Origin of the sequence: Bradyrhizobium sp. CB1717 (assembly GCF_029714325.1) — a bacterium.
Taxonomy (GTDB): domain Bacteria; phylum Pseudomonadota; class Alphaproteobacteria; order Rhizobiales; family Xanthobacteraceae; genus Bradyrhizobium.
In genome coordinates this window covers 539,465-563,380 of sequence record NZ_CP121666.1, presented here as the reverse complement: position 1 = coordinate 563,380, position 23,916 = coordinate 539,465, and the positions used below count along the sequence as shown (strand labels likewise).

At 56.9% G+C, this 23,916-nt stretch carries 19 protein-coding genes, 1 tRNA gene and 3 pseudogenes; 20 read left to right on the top strand and 3 right to left on the bottom strand.

Annotation, left to right across the window (positions count from 1 at the left end; genetic code table 11):
• Positions 1–2 precede the first annotated feature (2 nt).
• The 14 genes from QA649_RS02625 (at position 3) to QA649_RS02560 (ending at position 17,432) form a co-directional block, all read left to right on the top strand.
• Complete coding sequence (locus QA649_RS02625; protein ID WP_283022833.1) at positions 3–812, top strand: inositol monophosphatase family protein; 810 nt, start codon at positions 3–5, stop codon at positions 810–812.
• Positions 809–2,536, top strand: coding sequence for a carbamoyltransferase N-terminal domain-containing protein (locus tag QA649_RS02620; protein WP_283022832.1), 1,728 nt, complete (start codon positions 809–811; stop codon positions 2,534–2,536). Before QA649_RS02625 ends, QA649_RS02620 begins: the two co-directional genes overlap by 4 nt.
• A 16-nt stretch (positions 2,537–2,552) precedes the next feature.
• Positions 2,553–3,620: an inositol-3-phosphate synthase gene (locus QA649_RS02615; protein WP_283022831.1), complete on the top strand. Its 1,068-nt coding sequence runs from the start codon at positions 2,553–2,555 to the stop codon at positions 3,618–3,620.
• Positions 3,621–3,624: 4 nt separating this feature from the next.
• Complete coding sequence (locus tag QA649_RS02610; RefSeq protein WP_283022830.1) at positions 3,625–4,245, top strand: DJ-1/PfpI family protein; 621 nt, start codon at positions 3,625–3,627, stop codon at positions 4,243–4,245.
• 32 nt (positions 4,246–4,277) lie between these two features.
• Positions 4,278–4,895 carry a hypothetical protein gene (locus QA649_RS02605; protein WP_283022829.1) on the top strand — a complete coding sequence of 206 codons (618 nt, stop codon included), beginning with the start codon at positions 4,278–4,280 and terminating at the stop codon, positions 4,893–4,895.
• On the top strand, positions 4,895–5,626 hold the full coding sequence (locus QA649_RS02600) for an SDR family oxidoreductase (protein ID WP_283022828.1): 732 nt from the start codon (positions 4,895–4,897) through the stop codon (positions 5,624–5,626). The genes QA649_RS02605 and QA649_RS02600 overlap by 1 nt, the downstream gene beginning before the upstream one ends.
• A 12-nt stretch (positions 5,627–5,638) precedes the next feature.
• A complete protein-coding gene (locus QA649_RS02595) occupies positions 5,639–6,058 on the top strand; it encodes a RidA family protein (RefSeq protein ID WP_283022827.1) in 420 nt (139 codons plus the stop codon).
• Complete coding sequence (locus tag QA649_RS02590) at positions 6,055–7,026, top strand: PfkB family carbohydrate kinase (protein WP_283022826.1); 972 nt, start codon at positions 6,055–6,057, stop codon at positions 7,024–7,026. Before QA649_RS02595 ends, QA649_RS02590 begins: the two co-directional genes overlap by 4 nt.
• Positions 7,023–7,964 carry a nucleoside-diphosphate kinase gene (locus tag QA649_RS02585; protein WP_283022825.1) on the top strand — a complete coding sequence of 314 codons (942 nt, stop codon included), beginning with the start codon at positions 7,023–7,025 and terminating at the stop codon, positions 7,962–7,964. Before QA649_RS02590 ends, QA649_RS02585 begins: the two co-directional genes overlap by 4 nt.
• 237 nt (positions 7,965–8,201) lie before the next feature.
• The gene (locus QA649_RS02580) at positions 8,202–9,677 is read left to right on the top strand and encodes a hypothetical protein (RefSeq protein ID WP_283022824.1); all 1,476 of its coding nucleotides are present in this window, start codon (positions 8,202–8,204) and stop codon (positions 9,675–9,677) included.
• On the top strand, positions 9,652–10,824 hold the full coding sequence (locus QA649_RS02575) for a hypothetical protein (RefSeq protein WP_283022823.1): 1,173 nt from the start codon (positions 9,652–9,654) through the stop codon (positions 10,822–10,824). The genes QA649_RS02580 and QA649_RS02575 overlap by 26 nt, the downstream gene beginning before the upstream one ends.
• Positions 10,825–11,158: 334 nt before the next feature.
• Positions 11,159–12,592 carry an amidohydrolase family protein gene (locus QA649_RS02570; protein WP_283022822.1) on the top strand — a complete coding sequence of 478 codons (1,434 nt, stop codon included), beginning with the start codon at positions 11,159–11,161 and terminating at the stop codon, positions 12,590–12,592.
• 429 nt (positions 12,593–13,021) lie between these two features.
• Positions 13,022–15,712, top strand: a complete 2,691-nt coding sequence (locus QA649_RS02565; protein ID WP_283022821.1) for a molybdopterin cofactor-binding domain-containing protein — start codon at positions 13,022–13,024, stop codon at positions 15,710–15,712.
• On the top strand, positions 15,636–17,432 hold the full coding sequence (locus QA649_RS02560; RefSeq protein ID WP_283022820.1) for a ferritin-like domain-containing protein: 1,797 nt from the start codon (positions 15,636–15,638) through the stop codon (positions 17,430–17,432). Before QA649_RS02565 ends, QA649_RS02560 begins: the two co-directional genes overlap by 77 nt.
• A gap of 381 nt (positions 17,433–17,813) precedes the next feature.
• Here QA649_RS02560 and QA649_RS02555 read toward each other — a convergent pair.
• Positions 17,814–17,889 (bottom strand) — tRNA-Ala (locus tag QA649_RS02555).
• A 281-nt stretch (positions 17,890–18,170) separates the two neighbouring features.
• On the opposite strand from QA649_RS02555, the gene QA649_RS02550 reads away from it, so the two are divergent.
• The 5 genes and pseudogenes from QA649_RS02550 to QA649_RS02530 all read left to right on the top strand — a co-directional run.
• Positions 18,171–19,457: a hypothetical protein gene (locus tag QA649_RS02550; RefSeq protein ID WP_283022819.1), complete on the top strand. Its 1,287-nt coding sequence runs from the start codon at positions 18,171–18,173 to the stop codon at positions 19,455–19,457.
• Positions 19,458–19,472: 15 nt separating this feature from the next.
• Positions 19,473–20,459, top strand: coding sequence for a phosphoribosylaminoimidazolesuccinocarboxamide synthase (locus tag QA649_RS02545; protein ID WP_283022818.1), 987 nt, complete (start codon positions 19,473–19,475; stop codon positions 20,457–20,459).
• Positions 20,460–20,467: 8 nt separating this feature from the next.
• The gene (locus QA649_RS02540; protein WP_283022817.1) at positions 20,468–20,776 is read left to right on the top strand and encodes an AbrB/MazE/SpoVT family DNA-binding domain-containing protein; all 309 of its coding nucleotides are present in this window, start codon (positions 20,468–20,470) and stop codon (positions 20,774–20,776) included.
• Positions 20,773–21,288: a hypothetical protein gene (locus QA649_RS02535; RefSeq protein WP_283022816.1), complete on the top strand. Its 516-nt coding sequence runs from the start codon at positions 20,773–20,775 to the stop codon at positions 21,286–21,288. Before QA649_RS02540 ends, QA649_RS02535 begins: the two co-directional genes overlap by 4 nt.
• A 474-nt stretch (positions 21,289–21,762) precedes the next feature.
• Positions 21,763–22,406: pseudogene (locus QA649_RS02530) on the top strand (IS66 family transposase); the annotation flags it as partial.
• Between the two features lie 141 nt (positions 22,407–22,547).
• Here QA649_RS02530 and QA649_RS02525 read toward each other — a convergent pair.
• Positions 22,548–22,934 carry an addiction module antidote protein gene (locus QA649_RS02525; RefSeq protein ID WP_283022815.1) on the bottom strand — a complete coding sequence of 129 codons (387 nt, stop codon included), beginning with the start codon at positions 22,932–22,934 and terminating at the stop codon, positions 22,548–22,550.
• A 279-nt stretch (positions 22,935–23,213) separates the two neighbouring features.
• Positions 23,214–23,482 (bottom strand): annotated as a pseudogene (locus QA649_RS02520) (DNA polymerase/3'-5' exonuclease PolX); the annotation flags it as partial.
• On the opposite strand from QA649_RS02520, the pseudogene QA649_RS02515 reads away from it, so the two are divergent.
• A pseudogene (locus QA649_RS02515) lies at positions 23,480–23,776 on the top strand (Ku protein); the annotation flags it as partial. The pseudogenes QA649_RS02520 and QA649_RS02515 sit on opposite strands and share 3 nt — an antisense overlap.
• Positions 23,777–23,916: the final 140 nt, after the last annotated feature.

Below are 23,916 nucleotides of genomic sequence, written 5' to 3'. Positions count from 1 at the left end.
GAATGTCGTCCGCGTCGGTTAATCTGGTGCCCTATCTGGAATTCGCGCTTGCCATCAGTCACGAGGCCGGCGCGACCCTACTTCGGATGCGCGAGCGCGCGCATTTCGACGTCTGCTCCAAGGGCGGCTTCGAACTCGTAACTACGGCCGATATTGAGGTTGACCAATTGCTCCGCGCGCGCATCGGCGAGCGCTGGCCCGATCACATGATCTTATCGGAGGAAGGCGCCGCTTTCGCTTCGGCCGGGTCCGATCCGTGCTGGATCATCGACCCGCTCGACGGGACAGCGAACTTCGCGCATGGCCTCGACCACGTGGCGATCTCGATCGCACTGTCGTTGGGAGGCGATATCGTCTTGGGGGTCGTCCATGCGCCCTTCCAGTCCCAGACATTCCACGCGACGCTGGGAGGGGGCGCATTCCGTGACGGCGCTCCGATCAAGATCTCGAGTGCGGTCGATCCCGCGCGGGCGCTAATTGCCACCGGCTTTCCTCACGATCGCAGGAACATCGAGCGTATTCTCGACCGATTGAAGCCGTTGTTGCTGATGTTCGGCGACATTCGGAGGTTGGCCGCGCCGGCGCTAGACATTTGTTGGGTCGCGGATGGCAGACTTGAAGGGTTTTTCGATCGTATCCGCATTTGGGATGTTGCCGCTGCCGGTCTGATTGCAACCGAAGCCGGCGCGAAAATGGCTCGGCTCACATTGCACGGAGGTCAGGACGCCAGCGATGGCGAAGACTTCCTGATCGCTTGTCCGCCGATATTTGACCGATTGCGGTCGGTTCTAGAGACTGGAAGAGCCGGATGATCACCTGTGGCGTCAAGCTTACTCACGACGGAGGCGTAGCGCTGGTTGATAACGGGCGCCTAATCTTCTCCATCGAGATGGAGAAACTCAATGACGCAGAGCGGCATAGCAAGATCACCGATCTGGGACAGGTTTTCGATATTCTCGCCGACAACGGTTACGATTCCCGCGACGTCGACAAGTTCGTGTTCGACGGATGGCGGCGAACCTTCAAGACATCCAGATTGTTTCACGAAGAAGTGGAGGTAAATCTCGCGCCGTACCGACGGGGCATCCTAGGCAATAATCCGCTTCAGGAATATCGCTTCAAGGTGTGGGATCTTCCCTACTCCAGCTTCTGTCACTATTCCGGTCACCTTCTCGGCAGCTATTGCGCCAGCCCTTTCGCGGCCGCTGGCAAACCGAGTTGGATCATCGTCTGGGACGGCGCGATGTTCCCGTGCCTGTATTATGCCGATCCGGCCGCCAACAACGTCCAATCCATTTCGACGATTTGCCCACTGATCGGCAATGCGTATCACGAGATGGCACTGCGGGTGCCCCCCTTCGACACCGGAATTCAGTTTCCGGATACCCTTGCTGTTCCTGGGAAAATAATGGCCCTTATCGCGCGCGGACAGGTGGACGAACGCCTGCTGGCGAGATGTGACGACGCTTACAAACGTGTCTGCGCGCTCGTGATCGACAGCCGCCGAAGCCATGACGACTTTTACTGGCAGGAGCCTTTAGGACATCAGCTGCTGCAGCAGCTCCTCAGCCGGATCGACTTCCACGACATAGCGCCGGAAGACGTGCTCGCGACCTGGCATGAGTTCATCTGGAGGACGTTTCATGCTGCGTTGGCAGCCCTACTCAAGCAGCAGACAAGACAGTGCGGGGATTTGGTGTTTTGCGGCGGATGTGCGTTGAACATCAAGTGGAATCGTAGGCTGCGGACCTGCGGACTTTTCGATAGCGTCTGGGTGCCGCCCTTCCCGAACGACTCTGGCGCCGCGCTGGGCGCGGCCGTCTGCGGATGGGTCGCAGATGGCGGACTAGCGCCGCTCGAATGGTCGGTCTATAGCGGGCCGGAGCTGGTGCTCAAGGGTCCGCCTCCCGGCTGGAGCGGTGCCTCATGCGCCATTGCGGAGGTCGCGGATCTTTTGCATTTGACCGGTGAACCGGTCGTAATCTTGAACGGCCGCGCGGAATTGGGTCCCCGCGCCTTGGGCAACAGGAGCATAATCGCGCCGGCTACGTCCACCGCCATGAAGAGCCACCTGAACGTCATCAAGCGGCGAGAAGGCTATCGTCCTGTGGCTCCGATATGCATTGAGGATCTGGCTGCTGAATTCTTCCTGATCGACCGGCCCGACCCTTACATGTCGTTCGAGTGGGACGTGCAGCCCGGCTGGAAGAACCGAATTCCGGCGGTCCTCCACGAGGACGGCACAGCGCGTGTGCAGACCGTCAATAAAAGACAGAACTCTACGATCTCGGACCTGCTGCACCGCTACAGCGCGATCAGCGGATTGGCTGTATTGTGCAACACCAGCGCAAACTCGGCGGGACGCGGCTTTTTCGCGTCTGATGAATCCGCAATGCGATGGGGCGGCACGAACTATGTTTGGGCCGGGGGAATCATGTTCTCCCGCAAGAACAGGATTGCCTTTCCGGAGCTCGAGAAACGTGATGGCATTCTTGCGGCGGACGAATGCGTCGACGAAAGTTGGGTCAAGGCGTGATGGGAAAGGAAAGATCATGGCGAAGCCGTTGCGGCTAGCGGTTGCTGGTGTGGGGAACAATATCTCGGCACTATTGCAGGGCATCTATTACTATCGAACGCTGATTGCTGACGGGGCCGACACCAATAAGCTGCCCGGAATTCGCCATTTCAAGATCGGCGACTTCGCAATCGGAGACATAGAGCTGGTTGCCGCCTTCGACGTTCAACCAGAAAAAATCGGTTTGCCGATCGAAAAGGCTATTTTCTGCGCGCCGAACAACTATCCGAATCTTGGTCTCGACATCCCGCACTCGACCACCATCGTGCACAATGGTGTGCACCTCGCCGACAAGGGTGTGATGGGACAGGCTGGCGTCGCGACGGAACTGCGTCAATCCGAAGCGGATGTCCTACTGTACTCGCTGCCGACCGGCCTGCAACGTGCGGCCGATGCCTACGCGGAATGCGCGCTGGAGGCTGGAGTCAGCTTTGTGAATTGCACGCCAGAAGCGGTCGCGCGCAATCCAGAGCATTTGCAGCGATTCGAGGAACGAGGTCTGTCCCTGATCGGCGACGATCTTGCAAGTCATATGGGCACGTCGATGCTACACCGGGCCATTCTCGACCTGCTGATTAACCGCGGGCTGACGCTAGAAAACACCTATCAACTGAACCTCGGCGGCAACGAGGATTTCCGCAACTTGCAGAACAGGGGTGAGTCGAAAACTGTCAGCAAGCGCAACGCGCTGGCGCGGACCGGCCTCGACATGAACAGAGTCCACGTCATTCCCTCCGCAGGCGTAGTGCCGCACCTCCAGGATCGAAAGGTTGCATATCTCAACGTCATCGGGAGGGGCTGGGCGAACATGCCGATCTCGATCGATCTGAAATTGGAGGTTCAGGATTCGAGCAATGCAGCGGGCGTAATTATCGACCTGATCCGCATTGCCGCGTCAGCGCGCCGGCGCGGATTGGCCGGATTTAACGCAGCTGCGGCTTCATTCCTGAAATCCCCTCCACACGGTCATCTGGCGGACGAGCAGGAGAGAGAGCTTGCGGAACTAAGACGGCTCAACGCCGCTTGCGCACAAGAGTTGGTGTGATCCAATGGCCCACATCGGCGTCGTTGCATTTGACGGGATGGATGATCTCGACTTTGTCGGGGTCGCCTGCGTCCTGCAAAAGGCGTCTGAACTCGTCGCTGCCACTCCAAGACTGACCGTAATTTCTTGTCTGGGAATCGACCTTGCCATAACCGCGGGCGGGTTACGGGTAAATTGCGAAATCAATCATGGAAGACTTCGGGAATATGATGCGCTGGTTTTCCCAGGCGGAAGGGCTGCGCAATGGGTGCGGCCGTCGATGTCTTTCCAGGCATCCTTGCGCGAAGCCACCCAACAAGAGACGATCATTTGCAGCGTTTGTTCCGGTGCATTCATTCTAGCTGGGTGCGGACTTTTGTCCGGTCGCAAGGTGGCTATTCATGCGGACAAAAAGGATGCCCTGGCACTGGCAGGGGGCTGTATTCCCATGGGCGGGATCGTTCGGGACGGAAAGATCTGGTCGATTGGCGGTCAAAAAGAAAACGTCTGCCCGAAATCGATAGTCATGGGTTTCCTGATCCTAGAGCATTTCCACCCGGCGATCGTGGGGCAGGTCAGAAGACGTTTGGAGATATTTTCCACGCGCACTCCTGCTGATGGTCTCACGGACGGCGGCGGAGCTTAGTCGGCGGTATCAGCACTAAATTGGTTTGGAAGATGGCTGTCACGATCGAAGTTCTTAGCGACCTTAAGCGAATTTCCGTTGCGGATCTAAGATCATACGGGCTGACCAACGTACCGGAAGGCGTACGCTTTAGTTATCACTTTCCGGATGGCAGAGCGGGCAAAGCGCGGCTGCGCGTGGCGCTTCGCGGCGCCGATGGATCGAAATGGTCTGCGATCGCCAACGAACCAATCACTGCCTATATCGCCCCGCCGAACCATGCCTTCCACAACTCAGCGGAGATGATCGTCGTCGAAGGAGAATCAGATTGCTGGACGGCATGGACCCATGGCGTTCGAACTCTCGGCATTCCAGGCTCCGACCAGACAATGGTGCTAAGCCAAGACCATTTGGACGGGGTACGGACGGTCTACATTCAACGGGAACGGTTAGACGGTCCCAACCGTACTTTTCCCAAGGGTGTCGATCACTTCGTCGATGAAATCTCGGACCGCCTAGTTCAGATCGGCTTCGATGGCGTCATTCGAATCCTAAGAATGCCGGACCCGTTCAGTGACTTGAGCGACATGCATGTTGCCGACCCTGCGAGTTTTGACGAAAGGCTTGCAACCGCGAGGGTCAATTCAATTCTGCATCCAAGGAGCCTGTAATGGAAGAGGGCGAAGGATATGTACTGGTGACCGGCGCAAGTCGGGGAGTTGGCGCAGGAGCGGCGCTTGAACTCGCACGAAGCGGTTTCGATCTCGTACTGTGGGCGCGGACAGGCGGGGAACTTGCGAAGACTGCAGAAAGGTGCCGGGCATTTGGTGTGGACGCAAGAACGGCGATCGTCGATGTCAGCAATGAGGCATCCGTCAACGAAGCAGGGGCTGCTTCGCTCGTCGATCTCGATTCCTTACGCGGTTGCGTGGTGAATGCCGGCATTGGAATCTGGGGGACCGTCACCGAAACCAAGCCGGACGAATGGCGAGCTGTGATGTCGACAAACCTCGACGGCGCGTTCTACACAATGAAAGCCTGCCTTCCGCTAATTGAGCGGCACGACCGTGGACAGATCGTCATCATGGGGTCAGATTCCGGCCGGTTCGGATTTGCGGGCCGCGCAGCTTACTGTGCATCGAAGTGGGGCCTGAACGGATTTGTCGAATCGCTGCGTCGTGAAACCAGAAGCTCGGGCATTCGCATCACTAACCTGACCATGAGCCGGGTCGACACGTTCTTTCGAACAAAACAGCCAGGAGACCGGCCTTCCAGTCTTTCCATCCAGGAAATTAGCGAGGTGGTCAGGCTTGTTTTCTTGGTGCCGGCACGAGTGGAAATGCGCGAGTTGCAACTATCGTCGATCAACGACACTTTTGGACCATATCCTGAGCAGAATTGAGGTTCTCGCGCGATGGCTAACAGAATCGTCATTTCGCCAAAAGGACATACCAAGCCGATCGCTCGCTATTCGCCGGCGATCTCGGTTTCAATATCGCCGGGTGACCGTATGGTCTTCATCAGCGGTCAAGTTTCCAGCGATGCGGCCGGAGAAACGGTATCCGTCGGCGATCCAGCCGGCCAGGCGCGGTACGTTTTTGAAAAGATCGAACACCTGCTGGTCGAGGCCGGAGGGATAATGGAGGACATCGTGAGCCTCGTCATTTACCTCACCGACATGGAAAACTTCGAGGCGATCTCCGAAGTCAGGAACAAAGTCCTCACCGAGCCGCCGCCGAGCAGCACGTTAGTGGAGGTGTCGCGGTTAGCGGTGACAGATCATCTAGTCGAAATCTCCGCGATTGCCGTGCTGCCTTCGGAACGAAAATCATGATCGGCAAGGCGGATGAAATTATCCGTCAGGTGGCGCGTACCAAGGTACTGGTTGCCGGCAGTATCAACCACGATCTGTTCATTCATGTGGATCGGATTCCGCCTGATGACGGAACGGCAGAGATACGCTCCTTCGGCACGGGATTTGGAGGCCATGGCGCCAACTGCGCCGTTGCCGCGGCGAGACTTGGGGCGTGCACGCAACTTATCGGCGCAATAGGTGACGATCTCCATGGAAAGGAACTATGCAATGATCTAAATACCAATCGGGTCGATACGTCGGCCATCGCCGTCGACGCGCAACGACAGACCGGATCGGTCGTTATCCCGAGTTCCCCGACCGGGCGATACATGCTGATGCACCGCGGCGCCAACGACGCGAATTTGGATTGGTCAGCAAGACTCTCGAAGCTGGATCCAACCGAATTCGACGTCGTCATCCTGATGGATCCTGGCTTGGGTTTGACAGACGCCATCCTGTCCCGTCTGAAAGCACAATCAAGACCACGCCTGGTTTGGGCACCGGGAGGACTGTTTGCGTCCTTTGAGCGTTTTTCCCGTATCAGCCAAATCGCTGATACAATCATTCTAAACCGTCGCGAATATCAAGCGACGTTTGGCGAAGCGGTTGCCGCTCTGGTCGAATCGGGTCCGCGCGCGGACTGCGATGTAGTGGTAACTATTGGCCCCCAGGGCGCGCTGCTGTTCGACAGAAGCGGAAATCGCATTTTTTCGCCGGCGTTCGACGTCAGTGTTGTCGATGAAACCGGCGCGGGCGACGCTTTCGTAGCAGCGTATTCTATCGCCCGATCGCTCGAACGAGCTTCGGATCTAGACCGGCTACGACTAGCAAACATGGCCGGAGGCCTAGCGACAACTGGCGTCGGCGCTCGCGCTGGACATTGCTCCTTCGCAAGTCTCCTCGCGGCGCTTAGTCGGACCACTGTAGTTTCGAGCGCTCTCGCATGATCGAGATTCCGCCTTCTCTGACAAGAAACAGCCGGAAGCGGGATTTGTTCGGAGGCGATCCTTATTTCCGCGATGCGTGGGACGACATCGTCAACCTTTGGCCCGACAGCCGCGAACAGATTATGCGGTTGCATCAAACCGCCCTCGTGGTGTTTCGTCCCGATGCCATCGTAAGCCGGCGCATCGAATTCGCTCTTGAGATCTTTAACGCGAAGGGCCTGACCCCTGTCGCGGTGACAACCTTCAAATACGATCGAATGAGGGTTCGCGAAGGTTGGCGGTATCAGCTCAATATCGCCACCCGTGATCGCATCGATGTCATGGACATGTTGCTGACTTGTGGACGATCGATAATGGTCCTTTATCGGCAGGACTTGCCAGATGCGCAGTTGCCCACCACGGTTTGGCTCAGCGAAATGAAGGGGCCGAGTTTACCAGCTGGCCGTGCACCCGGACATCTGCGTTTCGTTCTGGGAAAAGCTCAAGTCTCGGTGTTGACGTTTGTGCATATTTCAGATGAACCGGCCGATGTAGTTCGTGAACTCGGCGTCTTCCTACCCTACGCAGCCAGACAACGAGCGCTGCGCTCCGTTAATGCAGGGCGCGATGTGACGACCAAACTTCGAGCAGTATTGAATGAGCAGTACGCGTCAAGTGCGGAACACGACCTGCTGATGGCAAATGTCATTCAGAAAATACGACTGATCATCCGCGAGCCGCCGCACCGCAAGGAGTGCGATCCGTTGGTTGACCGCCTAAATGCAATTCAAGCGGGCGCCAGTTCAGATTGGCGGGGCCTGCTGAAAACTCTTAAGGACCGACGCATTCAGCTCGACCGCTGGGACGAAATCGCGATTGCCGCCGAGCTTTGCCAGCGGCATTTCCCCGATATGTTGCCAGTGATACCAGATGTCGGCTTGGATGCCTGGACCAGGTAGATAGGGAGATCTACCCTGAATTGTCGCCGCCACTCGCGTGCTTCGAATTTTGCTATTCCTCTTTCATGCGAGCTACGATAGACTACCAACCTTTGGTAGTAACCTCAGAGAACTTTTTGAACGCCGACGACCGGCAAAGGCGCTGCATGGGCTGTCTTGCGGTGACGTTTCGCCGGATGTGCGGGGAAGGCCCGAACAACGACGACCCTGCCTTTTATTTCAAGCGGAGGCTCTCACATGGCTGATTCGGATGGCGCTTACAGAATTGAATTTGCTGAAACTCTGGCCGCGAATATCGCCGCGGTCATGAAGGAGATCGGCCCACAACTCAAGAGCAAGTCATCCATCGGTTCGATGGCGCGAGGAAAGCTCTTCGAGATCACTAAGAATTATGAGTTGTCGATCACGTCGTACCGAGACGCCGTGGAAAACGACGACCAAATGGACGAAGCTCTCGCAAGGCTCGTTATCGTAGAGCTTCAGGCGGGGAAACATGAGGACGCCTTGAGGTCGGCCATAACACTGGCCGGACGAGCAAAGTCATTTACCTTTCGCTCGCTCTGCTTGGGAGAAGAATACTCCCCGATGACGCTACTCGGGGAAGCACTGTTACTGAACGATCGCACTGACTCGGCTCAAGAAGCATTCGAAAAAGCGCTTAAGGCCAATAAGAACGACACTTTCGCGGCAGGTCGCTTGGCTTACATCCTCCTAGCCAAAGGGGAGAACGACGCTGCAGCTAAGCTCGCTTCAACGGTGAGTGCCTCCGTACGCTACCGTCAACTAGAGCCGCTTTTAAGATTTGCCGCGAAGAAGACTCAGATGCCGTTCGTCAAAGCAAGCATGGCTATAACGATTGCAGGCCGGTCGATGCCAGGCCGACCGATCACGGTGAATGGCGACGTCAGAGTTGCGGGCCTTTCAGAGAGCCCGGATTGGTGTCTGGATGCAGGGATGGAAAGAATCGAACTTTCTGAGGCTGACACTCTCGCTACGATTCATGCCTGGACTAAGGCAGGGTTGGGCGAGCATGCTTCAATTGCGGCATTTGCACGGTTCGTGCTGCAGTTGCTAGGACTCGGCGCGCCGCCCGATCTAGTACGTGACGCTATAAGGGCGATGGCCGATGAAGTCGCACACGCCAGCGACTCCTTCATGATCGCCGGTCATATCGCGGGAGCGCCGGTCGGTCCGGGAAACCTAGACGTTTCAGACATTCTGGCGGATGGAGGAGACAAACGCAGGATTTTTTTGGAAGCCGTTCACGAAGGCTGCATCGGAGAATCGATTTCTGCGGAAGAGGCTATGATAGCTTGCGAGCACGCAGAGGATCCGATCGTCAAGAGGGTCCTTACCAAGATCGCCAAAGAGGAAGCCGGTCACGGCGATCTCGCCTGGCGTTTTGTGGAGTGGATGCTTCACGACGATCCCGATCTCGCCGATGAGATCAATATTAACGCCGCGCTCGAGGCAGCGTTATCGGACGGGGATGACGCGCCTCAGGCGAGCAAACTGGTTGAAAAATATGGTGTCTTGACCAAACAAACCAAGGACGAGGTCAAGCAACACGCGATTGACAACAAGATACGCCCCAGACTGATGGCGTTGGTCAAGAAAGCTAAAGAAGCGAAGAAGTTTGCGTCGCGGCAAGAACAACATCGAATAGACTTGGGTTGGCTATCGACCAATGGACTTGACAGAATACCTGCATAGACGCGGTGCCACTCTTACCGACCTCGATATCGGGGTCGGCAAGGCTCTGGGTCGGAGCGGTGAAGATGTTCTGTTCGCCAGCGGCTCGTTGGTGGAAGATCTCGGCAACCCGCATTCCGACCTTGATCTTTACCTAATTTCAGCGCGAACCGACGTCCCGTGTGATATACATGTTCTTCCCTTAGGATCCGTAACTGTCGACGTCGCAGTGATGAGACCCGACGAGCTTGATCGGCTGCTTGCGCGGTTTGAAGAATATACACGGCAGGAGCGCGATACAGGAGAAGCGTGGAAGTTTAGCCCTGATGAACGCCTGTTGCTGCACCGCTTAGTCGTCGGACGAGCAATCTGGCGACCAGACACATTAGGGGCGTTGCAAGCACGCATTAACCCCATCGCGTTAGCGAGCCACAAACTGAATTACGCGCTGCACGCCGCCAAACGACTTCAACTCGACTTGGAAGGATGTCGAGTTGCGGGCGATTGGCAAACCATGCTGCTCGCGGCGCAGGACCTACTGAACCAAACAATTGATGGCCTTCTGGCCGGCTACGTGAAAACTAATCCTACGGAAAAGTGGCGCGCTCAACTGCTGAAGCGGCTACCGTCCAATTGGGACCTTCAGATTCCTGGGCGGGTCAGCGGCCGGCCCGCCTTGGATCACTATCTTGTACTCAATCGTTTACCTTCGTTCTTTGATGCCGCAAGTGTTTACGATTACGCTTTGCAGATTGCAGCGTTCTCGCGCAGGATCTTCCCTTGGGCAGGGTGGAAGTTATGCTCCTTCGGTCGAACGGAGTCCTCGTTCGGTAGCTTGTATGATAAGGCGCCGGCGCGAAAAGCAGCCGAAGTGTGTGAGGAGAAGCTTTGCCATCTCGAGCTCGACGTTCTGTTCGTTTACTCTGAGGAGAAATTCCAAGCTCGCCGACTTTCCACGACGGACGGCGCGTTTGATCTGTCCGCTGAAGCGGTGAATATCCTCTGCCATTTTGACGGCGTGTCGGATCAAGAGACTGCCGAAAAAGCGGACGGAAGATGTGAAAGCATGCCGCTTTGCGACGCACACTCATTCATCGCTTCTGCAGGCTTCAGAGCCCGAGGCATGGTGGATGACGATACCATCGGAAAGCTGCTCAAGCGGTCATAATTTGTAGATCATCTCGCCCGTTCAGGTTTTGCTGCCCGAACACATATTGTCCACCGACATACGTCTTATCGTGCTTTACCAAGGTTTCTCCTCTGTACGGGGTTGAGGCTCCCTCAGTAAACCGCTGAAGCTCTCCTCCGTGTAAGTCCTGATCTTGCGTGCAGCGACCTAAACGGATCCAGGACTGCGATGGTTTGGAGCAACTTTTCGAGCTCGCCGGTCGACCCGTCTCCCGAAACCTCCTGAAAAAAATTTTCTATACAAGCCTTCGTTGCTCTTGAGGATTATGACAACCGCTTCATAAAATGCTGATCAAACCACCGAGGAGCATCTTATGGACGTCTCGGCTTCTATCGCAGCCCGCGTGATCGCCAGCTTGATGATCGTTGGATCGTGGTTGGACCCGGCGGCGGCCGACGATTGGACGATCGCCGGCACCTTGCTGACTCCCTCCGGCATCGTTACCGACGGCGCCATCACCATTTCAGGACAGAAGATTGCGGCTGTGGGGACAAGCGCCACACTTGCATCCGCCCCCACCTCGATCAAAGTACCGGGCATCGTCCTTCCCGGATTCATTGACCTCCACAATCACCTCACATGGAACATTCTGCCCCGCTGGCTGCCGGGCAGGACCTTCGCAGATCGGTATGAGTGGCAGGACACCGCCGAGTACGACCGGTTCCTTGTAACACCGCACACCTTGGCGCTAAACGCGGCGGCCTGCGAGTCAGAGATCTACGCGGAAATTAAGGCGTTGGCTGGCGGTGCGACCTCGGTGGTCGGGAGCCTTCTACCGATCGGGCATCCGGAAAACGCGAAATGCGCAAAGGGACTGGCTCGCAACCTCGACATGGCGTCGGGCCTCCCGTTCACACAACCAGCCACGAACGACCAATGCAACAAAGGGGTGGGATCCGATGCCCTGCTTGATGTGGTCGACTACGAAGTGTTTCCCCTCGAGTTGCCGCACGCCCGACTTGATTATCTTCTCTGCGAACTCGGCACCGGAAATCTACGCAGCCTGATCGTTCATCTCTCCGAGGGGAATCCGCGTGACTCCAGTGCGCATCGCGAGTTCACGATGCTTAGCAAGAGCAGTTCGCTGCCACCGGGGCTGATCTTCGTGCACGGGACCGCGCTGCGTTCCGAAGACTTCGCCAAGATGACCGACGGTACGAGCGTCGGCTTGGTGTGGTCCCCCCGAAGCAACGACGAACTGTACGGCTCGACCACGAACGTGGCTGCCGCTCGGCTAGCGAACGTGACGGTCTCGATAGCGCCGGACTGGAGCCCTTCGGGTAGCGCGGGGGTACTCCAGGAGATCGGCTATGCCGCTCGTCACCATTTCGTTGCGTCGGAAAAGCTGATCGAAATGGCGACTACTGCGCCCGCAAAGATGTCACGCCTCGACGCATATATCGGGTCGTTGGAGCCCGGCAAATTCGCCGACTTCGTGGTCGTTGACGCGAAAATTGACCCGAATGCGAAGAAGCCGCTCGATCCGGTCGTCAAGGCAACACCGGCGGACATCAAACTCGTCGTTGTCGGAGGTCAGGCAGTCTACGGAGACCCGACGCTACTGGCCCAGTTGCTGCCGCAAGGGACGAAACTCGATACCCTAACGGTTTGCGGATCTCAGAAGGCGGTTTATCTCGGCCAAAGCGGAGCAGTGGAGCTGAGGAAGAGCCTGTCCGATATCCAGGCCACGATAAATGCAGCCTTAGCTAAAGCCGGCTCAAGCATTCCCGACATTGAATGCTATTGAGAGCACCGCTTCCAAAAAAAATGCCTATCAGAATGGCGAGCCAGGCGCGAAATGGGAAATCTAGACCTCCAGCTAGGCGATGCTCAGCGCGCGTTAGGAATGTACGAGCTGGCTTTGCGGCACGAAGCTAGCGATCCAGATTTAAATGCGATTGCGGGCTTCGCGGCCTCTGAGCTTGGAGATAGTAGGCGTGCGCTTGACCATGCCCATGTTGCCATCAGAGTGAACCCCCATCACCCGGCAGCCCATAATAACTTGGCGGTTGAACTCCTGAAGCTCGGGGATTTCGAACGAGTTGCGCAACAGGGGCGCATGGCTACAGAGTTTGGAACCGACCCAAACTATGCGACGAACTTGGAGATTATACAGACTTTTTGCTCAGAGCGCGAGGCTCACCACCACGAGGACCATACGACCAGCATTAACTAGTTGAACGAGATCAACATGGCTCTAGAGACATCCCTCTTCCGCACCGAGTCCGACCTCCGTAAGGCGAAGATCACTGGCGCAAAAGTCTTCGCAAGCGATTTTCGAGTGGCGGATATCGCCGAGCAATTTGGGTGGCCACAAGAATGCGCTCACGCCCTTCTTGTCCGAGCTGCTTGGATCGATCGTCGCTTCAAAAGTCTCAATATTGATCGCTTAGGTCTCGAAAACAGGCCAGAAATTGTCATCACTGCAGAGGAGCTAACGGCGCGAGGGATGGACAACACGGCGGGTATGGCCGCCGGTACGGGAATGCAGCAACTATGCCCGATAGGTCACGTTCCACAATTCCTGAGCCAACCTCTTGCGATTCTAGTTTTCCATGACTTTTTGACATACCGAAGAGCGGCGCAGCAGTTGCGCGAGGATCGGAGCATAGTGAGCTACGGCGAGATAGAGCTCGCGGCAGCCGAAAAGTCTACACAAGAATTGCTAGACGATTGGCGGACTCTGGTTGCTCCGGCCGCATTATCTACACAGCACTATTTGTTATCGCTTCCTCCCAATCAACTTTCGAGCCAATTCGACAACGGACCTCTTCGACGAAAGGAGGGGCGGTTCTTCCGCGGAGACGCTCCGGATGCAACGGCGGAAGCCATCTACAACGGCTTATCAACAATGAAACCCGGAGCGCTCGTTGTTGAAACTACGACTTTCACACAACAGATTGACCCGGCGTTTCTTGAACCAGAAAGCGGCCTAGCTGCTGTCGTGAACGGGACTTTGACAATATTGACTGGGACACAGTCTCCGTACGGCGATCAGAATGACGTTCGCAAGGCGGTTGCAGCAGGCCCTACCAATCCTAACATTCGCAATGTTCGGATTCTGAGTGCAGATCCAGGTGGCGGATTCGGCGGGAGAGATAAAGCGCCGCTAAGTGTCCAATTAGCTCTCGCGGCTGCGTTTTCTGACAGGCCCGTACGGTTAGCTTACGATAGGTTTGAGCAATTTCAAGCCGGCCTGAAACGTCACGGCTCCGGCGTCCATAGCATGATATCTTGCAAGCCGGATGGCATCTTGGATAAGGCACTCGTCCATTTTGTATTCGAAGGAGGAGCAGAGCTCAACCTGAGCAACCCGGTGATGCAATTGGGCGCTCTTCATGCGACAGGGTTCTACAAGTTCAACCAAGCTAGTGTGCACGGGGTTGTAACCCAACGTCGTATCCCCATCGTTGGTTCGATGCGTGGGTTCGGGATACCACAAGTGACCTTCAATATCGAGACCGCCATCGACAAGCTGGCTGTCCTAAAACTCAACCGCGATCCAATCGAAGTTCGGCGCCAGAATGTTTTGCACCATGACCCTGACCCTCGCACGGCCGATCGGGACATCGCCGGAACTCCACTCCGTTTCCACGTTGCCACCGCCGAGGTCTGTGAACGAGCTGCCAAACACAAATTGTGGCAGAGTCGAGCGGAGATTCGAATAAGGGCCGCCGCAGATGGACTCTATTGTGGGGTTGGCTTTGCAGGCTGCATGGAAGCATATGGAACATCCAGCGACACCGTGTACGCAGCCGTGCAACTGGACATCGACGGAAGAGTTACAGTGTGGAGCGAAGCCGTCGATATGGGTCAAGGTTCACGACGGTCGCTCGGCAAAGTTGCTTCCGATCTGTTCCAGACTTCAGCTAGGGTTTCACTCGGCAAAGCCCAGCCCTTTCTCTCGTTCGCAGAGCAACTCCAGCCTAGAGGAAGTACGTACGGACACGCGTCGACAAGCGCGTCGAAGACAGCTTTCTTCCACGTCCACGTCTTGCGGCAGGCGTGCAACGCACTCATCAGGCTCAAACTCTTTCCCGGCATAAGGACCCTCGTCGGCAGAAACATTCCGGACGCCGAACTTTTCAACTCCTGGCGCGACGGCCATTTTCATATGGGCAACGGCAACGCTCTATCGCTTGCCACTGTCGCAGCCCACCTCGACGCAGCCGGCGTTCCCCGCTTTGCTATTGCGCATGGCTACTTCGCGAATGGTTGGTCTCGCGCGACGTTTATAGATTCAGGTGTTACCTACGAGGGGTTTATAGACGCGCTTGGTTTCGCAAAGGACGCAGATAGTCGAGCTATCCTCGTTCCAACTCAAGGCGATCCCACGTTCCCTCCGGCGTTCTCGGCCGATGGAAAGACGCGCGTTCCTCGTTCGGGATACGCCGCTGGAGGCCATATTGCGGTCGTTGAAATTGATCCACGAACGCGCAGCCTTCGCATTACCGATGCTGTTTCTTTTTTGGACGCCGGAGACCCGATCACACCAACCATTCTCCAAGGCCAAGTCGAAGGCGGATTCCAAATGGGGTTGGCGCATGCGCTTTTTGAGACATTGCCTCCCGAGGTTGGGCAGGACCGCTTCGTTAATTTCGACCGCTATATGCTTCCCCGGGCTTCGGACATTGCGACAATCAACCTCGAAACCGTACTTCTGCCACTGCCGGAAGATGGAGCGCTCAACGCACAAGATGCGAACATCCGCCACAAGGGCGTCGGCGAAGTCACAATGACGACTGTGGCCCCCGCAATCGCGAACGCAATCGCGCACGCCCTTGGACATCATGACGAGCGCGCTTGGCCAAGCGCGCTACCGATTAGGTTCAAAGATCTTCAAATCAGGAGTGAGCCCGGTGCTTAGAAAAAAAACCGACGCACATCTGATTATCAATGGTCAGCGGCATGACCTTATTGATGTACCAGATGATATGCACCTTGGCCACTATCTCCGCGAGATAGTGGGTCTAACCGGCACCCGAATTGGATGCAGTATTGGGGAATGTCGCGCATGCACTGTGATGGTTCGTCATGCTCGAAGCGAACCTCCGGTGACGAAGCAGGCTTGCATGATAAGCTTACGGCACGTCAATGGTTGGGAAGTTACTACCATTGAAGGCCTATCCTCTGGCGATCAGCTACATCCAATTCAAGAAGCCATTCTCCAAGAAGATGCCATGCAGTGTGGCTACTGTGCGGCGGGCTTTGTCGTTGCAGGCGCCGTCGCTTGTGAACATATGCTACGCGCACCTGGTCAGGACGTTGCTGCGATAGTCGAGGCGGTCACTGGCCACAACCTCTGTCGATGCACAGGCTACATCCGCTATCGAAATGCAATCAGTAAAGTGGTCGCGTCGTTTGCTACCAAATCCTCTCCACTAGTCGAGTCTTCTAGCGATCGGCTTCCGGACCTGCCAGGGACCCCAAATCGCTTACTGACCGCTAAGACCCCGCTCCGCGAAACGCTACCATGGGACACCCAAATCGCTCTAAAATATGTGCCGTTATTTGACAACCCGTTGCTCGAACTGATCCGGTTGCTGCGGGACGCGGCGGAGATCGAGCATTCCCTACTAGTTCAATACCTGTTTGCCGCTTTCTCGATTAAGACTCCGCAGTATGCCGCGCTCGCGGGCTGGCCCAGTCATCGGTACGGCGGCCCTCCACTGCATGTGCTGGGCGTAGCAATTGAAGAGATGATCCATCTAGATGTGGCAAACAATTTGCTCTTCGCGTTAGGAGCAGCGCCGCATCTCGGCAGGCAGGAATTTCCGTATGAACAAGACATCTATCCGTTTGACTTCAAGCTAGAGTCATTGAGCCTGGAGACCGTAGCGAAGTACGTTTACGTCGAAGCTCCTGCCGACGCAGTTGATCCAGATCGACAAACCAATCCGGCAGACCGGGCCTTCGTGAAACGGCTCTATGAAGTGCTTGGAACGACCCGCGCAAATCACGTCGGCTCGCTCTACCGCAAGATTGAGGCGGTTCTGGATCAATTGCGCATGCGCCAACCTGACTTGATCGATTATAGTGTATGGCAATCTCGGCTCGAGGCGGTGCGCGAAGAAGGGGAAGGCGAGCACTTTGCATTATTTCGCTCTCTATTTGAGGGCACTCATCCAGCACTACCCGGTCCACAGATTTGGGACCCGAGTAATCCCAACTACCCAGCCTTTGATTTATCGGTCACCAGCGGCCTTCCTCCGGCGGGTGAAGTCGTGCCTGACTCCGAGCTTCCGGCCTTAAGGCATCTCGGAAACCTTCATTATTGGACCGTATGCATGCTCCTCGACCAATCATATCGGCGAGGCGGACGATTTCATAACGCTGCTCGCAGGCACATGACAGGACCATTGCGCAGCTTGGCAGCGGCGCTCGCACTTTCGGGTGAAGGAATGCCATTCGATGTTCTACCGACTGGCTATGCGCCTGGGAAAGACAGCGACAACAACCTCGGTCTCACGTTGACTCTGGTCAACGAGATCACTTTCGCCGAAAAGCGATTTGCCTCTTTCTTACCTTCAGACTATTTCCGACGCTGCGCTCTGGAAACATCGCAGGAGCTCCGCATGGTGATCTAGGTCGATGCGTTGAATGTCCACCGGTTCATTAAACTCGTTTGTTTCCATTTCACCGAATGCCGGCCCTCTTCTCTGGGCTGCAATCAGCGGCTTGGGTTCGCTACTTCGTTCAGTAAGCCGTTATTATCGACCACGCCTTCTTCGATCGACGTCCAGCCGCCACTTTTTATCCGTACCCCTTAGCCGAATGCCTCGCTAGGGAAAATGAATTCAATGCCTTCGCGCTCAAAGCTTCTAAAAGTTGCCAAGTGGCCCTCAAGCGAGGTTTGTTGGACTGGAAACGAGATCATCGGGCTGCGTGATCGGCTTAGTGCGGGCGGGGGAGTAGAGCCCGCGGTCGCCCTTCGGTCTATAGCGCGGCAGCCCTCGCTATGCGAAGGCTGGCGGAGCCACGAGGGATCGAACCGCGGACCTCTTGCATGCCATGCAAGTGCTCTCCCAGCTGAGCTATGGCCCCTTAGCGCGTTGGGCATGCGAAGGGAATTCGAACCGTTGGATACGGCTTGGGGAGGCCCGATCGACCCCCTACGATCTGGGCAGTATTGCTGAGAGTGGCCCGGAGAACAGCCGAAAGCGACTCCGGTCCGAAACATTCCCGTCCGTCCTTACCAGGACACAAGATCGGGATTGTTCAGATAGGCATGGGCCAATCGGCCAGCGTTTTGCTGATTGGGCCGTAGGCGAACCAGAGCGGCTCTGCTAGTCTTCGACCATTCAACCGGAGGTCGTTCGCGAAGCATGGCTTTCCCGGAACTGGTCGTCGATGTGCATACGGTCGAACACCCACCTACGTGGCGACCAGAGCCGTTGAAGGTGACCTTCCTAACGCTTTCTGCTGACGTGAGTGGCGAAAACCTGCTGAGGGCCTTTCAATGGGCACGTAATGCGGGTTTGCCCAACCCGCGTGTGATATCTCCTGCTCTTCTCAGATGGTCTTCTGCATTTCACCCCGCCTTCTTCAGGTCGGCTCAGGGCTGGTCTTCCCGGCAGTTCTCCTCAATCTCATTTCCGACCGGGCACTTTCTCAACGATTGGGGCAGGCGAGAGAAATTCCATCTGCAGTCACTTGTTTTCCTTGCTTATGTAACGCTTTCGGCCGCGATCATTCAGAACCGTTGGTCCACAGGGACCATCGCAAGCAAGCTGGACAAGCTCTGGCATGCCAGCGATCCTGGCAGGTTGTCCCACCTGCATGAGCCGGGCCTCCGGGATGAAGTACGGCGGCTCGCTTCAGCGCCCCCCGGTCCAGACATTCTGTTGGGGATAAAGCACCTCTTCGCCGACGCTCTCCGCGTTCTGTCGGGCGACATACACGCAAGCAAGGTCAGCATGCGGCAAGCCAAGCTGCCCCCAGCGCTCGCAGAGCGGTTCGGTTTCCTCGGAAGCCTACTTCATTCTGTCGCCAAGATACAAGCTGTGATTGTATATGGATCGAGCGTTTCTAGTGAGATATTTGCGGACTACGATATTGTTCTCGTTGTAGAGGATGCAGATGCAACCCTGAAGGCGTTGTGCGGTACGACACCGAGCTTCAACGGGAAAGAGCTGAACATAAGTGTCTATTCGCAGGACGAGCTTTGGACCATGCAGTTGATTTCCGGGGACAATTTGGCCGATTACGGCCTGTGCCTGTACGGTGAGGCCTTGCTCCCTGAAAAGACGACTGAGCTGCTGCTGGCACGCAACTTCAGCTTCGGGATGATCAGACAGCGACAGCAGCTTGGGATGATACCGAGTGCCCAAGACAACGATGATCCAACAGACGACCGGAGAAATCTTTATGGATACTTCGTCAAGATACCGGCCAACGTGGTGAAAGGTACGTACGGGGCGGTCGGACAGCGTTGGCCCAAGGAAAGAGTGCACGATTGGCTGCGCGAAAGATGTGGCTTCGATCCGGTCGCTGAGCAGCACGAAGCAATCAACGGAGACCGGGCACTCCCGCTCGCCCGATCGGCCGTGGCGACCATGACCGCGCTTCTACGATTGAATAGTGAACTATCTGTTGTCCAAATTACCGATTGAAACCGGTTCGAGTCTATGTCCCCGCGAGCAAGTGCTGCAGCAGAGAAGCTCCTAGACGAATGCGACGATCTGGAGCTTCCGATCCGGATCGAAACAGCCGATGAAGCTGGAATCCACGTGCGCGGCGCGAACGGCGAACAGATCAGCCTGGCGCTTCTGAACAATCGGCGTTCGCTGATCGAGCAATTCGTGCAGGGGCTACGGTTTGACTTTGCATCTCTCCCTCTTCTGGCAAAAGGCGAGAGCAAGGAAGTACGTGGTCTTTCGCCGCGGGTCTCCGTCGCGAAGCTCATCCCGTCGGTCTACTCGTACACGAATAACCGATATGGATTTGCGCCAGGCACAGAGAGAGTAAGAACTCACTTCTGCGCGGAAATCTTCCGCGAGATGTCCCGGCATCCCGGCAAGCGGCACCTGTCCACGGCATTCATAGGTCTGGTCGAACAGGCGGATTCCCCACTGCTGGTCGAGCGTCACGTCCGCGCCAGCAATCTCGAGGTTCGCGTCAAACGCTATCATATAGGATCGCCGACGCACCGGTACAAATTCACCGAAACGTTCCAAACCGCGCATGGGGGCCCCCCACTGGCGAGGTGGACACGATTTGAAAAGCCCGTGGTCTGCTTTGATTGGCGACACCCACTTCATGATCTCGATGGCACGCGGCTCGCTGACGAGCCTCTGCCGGACGACTATGCCGCTGTCTGGATTGACGATCTGAATGCAGCGAAGACACTCGCGCGGGATGCGTTTGAGTGGCTGGAAGTGCGTTTCGATGCAAAGGGACTGAAGCTTATCGACATCTGTTTCTTCATCGATCGGTCCGGAACATCAATCTTCGGAGAAATAAGTCCGGATTGCATGCGGGTGCGCAGCCGCGCGTCCGATGATGCGGACGCTTTGGACAAGGACGAATGGCGTCAGGGCGGCGACGCCAATTCCGTTCTGCGGCGTTATGCCAGTCTTTACGAGAGAATATTTGATCAACGGCAAGATCGATAGGAGGGAACGTGACGGTCATTACGCTGAAGAATCGCAGTCTCAAGATTTCACCGGGTGGCATTGTCACTCTTCCGGTGTCCGCGCGAAAGACTCTTAAGATGCAGCCGAAGAAGGGGGGCAGGGTTACGGTCGCCGTCGACGGAGACAAGGTTGTCATCCGGCCCGCTGGCGAAGCAGCGGGCCACCGCATCTCACCGAAGGGCCAACTCGAATTGCTCGGCGACGCGCGTGCACTTCTGGAGCGTGGTGTGAAAAGGCATTACTGGTGCGTAAGCGACGATGATGCCGGCACCATATCGTTGCATCCTTTTCAATGATCCTTCTGGCCCTCGACGGGCATGATGGAGCTGGCAAGACGACGCTTGCGAGAGCTCTGGCCGGGAAATTGAAAGCCCACTATGTTCGTCCTTTCGGCGGCGAGCAGGGATCTCGGCTGCTGCGCGCCTATAAAGGCGGCGATGAAGATGAGGTTCTTCGGGTCGGCGAGAGTGCGTTGTCGCATGCCTTGAATGGCCTTCCCCCGAATGACCTCGCGGTTCTGGACCGAGGGTGGCTGACCGTTTCGACGCTCGTCTCGGCCGACAAGATGATGAGCGAATGGCGCCTTTGGGTTCCGACGGCACTTATCTGGTGTGATCTTCCCACGACATTATCGCGGCTGACGCACAGAAGGGACGAACGAGGCGAAACGAACGACTGGCATGCACACTTTCTGGCCACGTATGTCGAAAGAGCGACACTGCGCCAGGTACCCGTCATAAGAACCGACCAGAACGATGAGAGTGAATGTATCCGCCAATTGGTGCAATTGATCGATCAGCAAAGGTGAGCGCCGCGTCGACCGCGCCAGTGGTCCGCATCTGGCCCCAGCCGCAAACTCGACCTCGATCGCGGCGCTGCTGGTCGGCCCGACTGGACCAGGCGTAACCCCTGGGTCCGGGACCGCCCTGGTTGGGACGAAGCCCATTTGTGGCCCCGTGGCATCCTTTGGCTCCGTGTGAAAAGACCATCGCCATCGCAGCAGCAAGGACCGCGAAAGGCCATATCGCCGCTACCAGGCGCGGCACCTGTAAGCTTTCTAAGACGATCTTGAGTTTCTTATCCTCGGACCAGCGCCGCCGCCGGCTCGTATCCACCAGTTTAAGCCGCTCGACTGGGCACTGCGCTTATCACTGTCCATAAGGGCAGTTCTCAATACTGCGCCTCACTCGGCAAAGCAGCCTTCAGCGGGCGGATACGCTTCATGCCAATGGCGGCCATGTGGATTGCGACACGCCACACCGGTATGCGTCGCGGTATGAACTCGCTGCAGGCCGACGCCTACGCTGGGTTCAGCAGGCTCTACGAGACCAATCGCCAAGCAGCCCTGATCATCGAGGCCGCGTGCTGGGCACACGGCAGGCGCAAGTTCTTCGATCTCGCGCGGCTCAGCAAGGCGCCGATCGCGGCCGAGGCGGTCAAGCGCATCGATGTCCTGTTCGCCATCGAACGTGAGATCAACAGTCTTGCTGCGCAGGCGCGCCTGCGCGTGCGCCAGGAGCGTACCCGCCCTCTGATCGTCGAGCTCGAGGCGTGGTTGCGAGAGCAGCGCGCCAAGCTCTCCAGCAACAACGACACGACCAAGGCGATCAATTACTGCCTCAGCCGCTGGGACGCATTTAGCCGCTTCCTTGATGACGGACGGCTTTGCATGTCGAACAATGCTGCTGAGCGTGAGCTACGGGCGGTCGCCGGGGGCAGGAAAATTGGACCTTCGCCGGCTCCGATGAGGGCGGCCGGCGTGCGGCTGCCATCTACAGTCTCATCGCCAGCGCCAAGCTGAATGACATCGACCCACAAGCATGGCTTGCCGACGTGCTGGCGCGCCTACCGGATCACCCTGCCAAGCGCATTGACGAGCTGCTTCCTTGGAATTGGCAGCCCCAAAGCGTCGCTCACGCCGCTTAATTACGATCAGCCTTGCCAAAAAACGGCGTAGCCGGGGCGGTCGTTGGACGCGCGCAAAAGCACCAGGGGGATTATCGACGGATTGACCTGCCGCGCCAATGGCAGGTGGGATCGTCGCCCACCAGATAGCGCATGATGAGACTAGTATCGATTGCGAGCATGCCGCCGTTTCGCCTCCGCGGCGATCCCCGCCTCCATATCCGCGATCGACTTTGCTGGCCCCTTATATGGGAGGGACCCGAATACGCCTTTCGGTTGGGCGTGCAGTTCAACACCAAGAGAACCAAGTACTTTCATAACGGTGCTGAACTCGGGATGTCCCTCTGAACTAAGGGTCTTATAAAGGTTTTCGCGTGAAAGACCTGTATCCTTAGCAAGAGTGGACATACCGCGCGCGCGGGCAACAATGCCGATAGCGTCGGTGACGAAGCCTGGATCATTGGTTTCGAAGGCTTCGCTTAGGTAAGCGGCGATCGCCTCAGGACTGTCCAGATACTCGGATGCGTCAAATGGTCTAGTTTTGGCCATTGCTCTTCTCCAACGCCACTGGCGAGCGCGCCAAATCACTAACGGATTAAGACAATTGGCCAGTTTCTCTAACCTACGCCACGCCGTATTTTATAAGATACAAATGCCGCAGCAACAACTCAATGCCGTCGTTTCTCGCTCGATCTGGCTGCCAAACCACCGAGTCAACGGCGAGCTTGCGGGACCAGGGTCTTGCCCGGACGCGTACCAACCTGGTGTCATCAGCTTTGTTAGTCGAGACGAATGATGGTGTCCTAGGGGCCTACACCGGACGGATACGAAATACTCGAACCCGCGCTGGCGCGTCGCCTTCGCCATGGTCTCCAGGGTCTCTGTCCCATCGGAAGCATCGGTGTGTGGCAGTGCAGGATTCCGCGCAGGTCCTTACCCTTCAGAGCCAGCTCGACCTCGCCGCGCCGCTCCCGGAGCTCAGGATCGATGAAGGGCAGACCGAGGGCGCGATAGATGTCGGCCTCCTCGCCGGCGACCAGTGTGCGGCCCTTGCGCAGGCCGTCAGCGTCTAACCGCATTCCCTTCTCGGCGGCTACCCGGCCACCTCCGAGTCCGAGAAGATCTCCTTCAACCAGCTCAACCGGCAGACCGGCCACCGCATCAAGTACGTCAAGGTCGATGCCGACACCGGCGACGAGGTGCCGAACGAGGACATCGTCAAGGGCTACGAGCTCGACAAAGGTCAGTACATCGAGGTCACGAAGGAGGAGCTCGAGGAGATCGCGCTGGAGTCTACGCGTACCATCGAAATCGACGAATTCGTCGACAAGTCCGACATCGACCCGCGCTACCTGATCCGCCCGTACTACCTGCGTCCGGACGGAAAGGTAACGTACTGGCGATTTTGTCTCGAAGGGCGGAACTAGGCCGGCCATTAACAATAGAACTTCGCTGATCGCCGGCGGTCGGATCAGTGACGCTCGGCCAGGTTCTGCCGAAGGATCGGCGATACGGATTGGCCGCCGTTGCC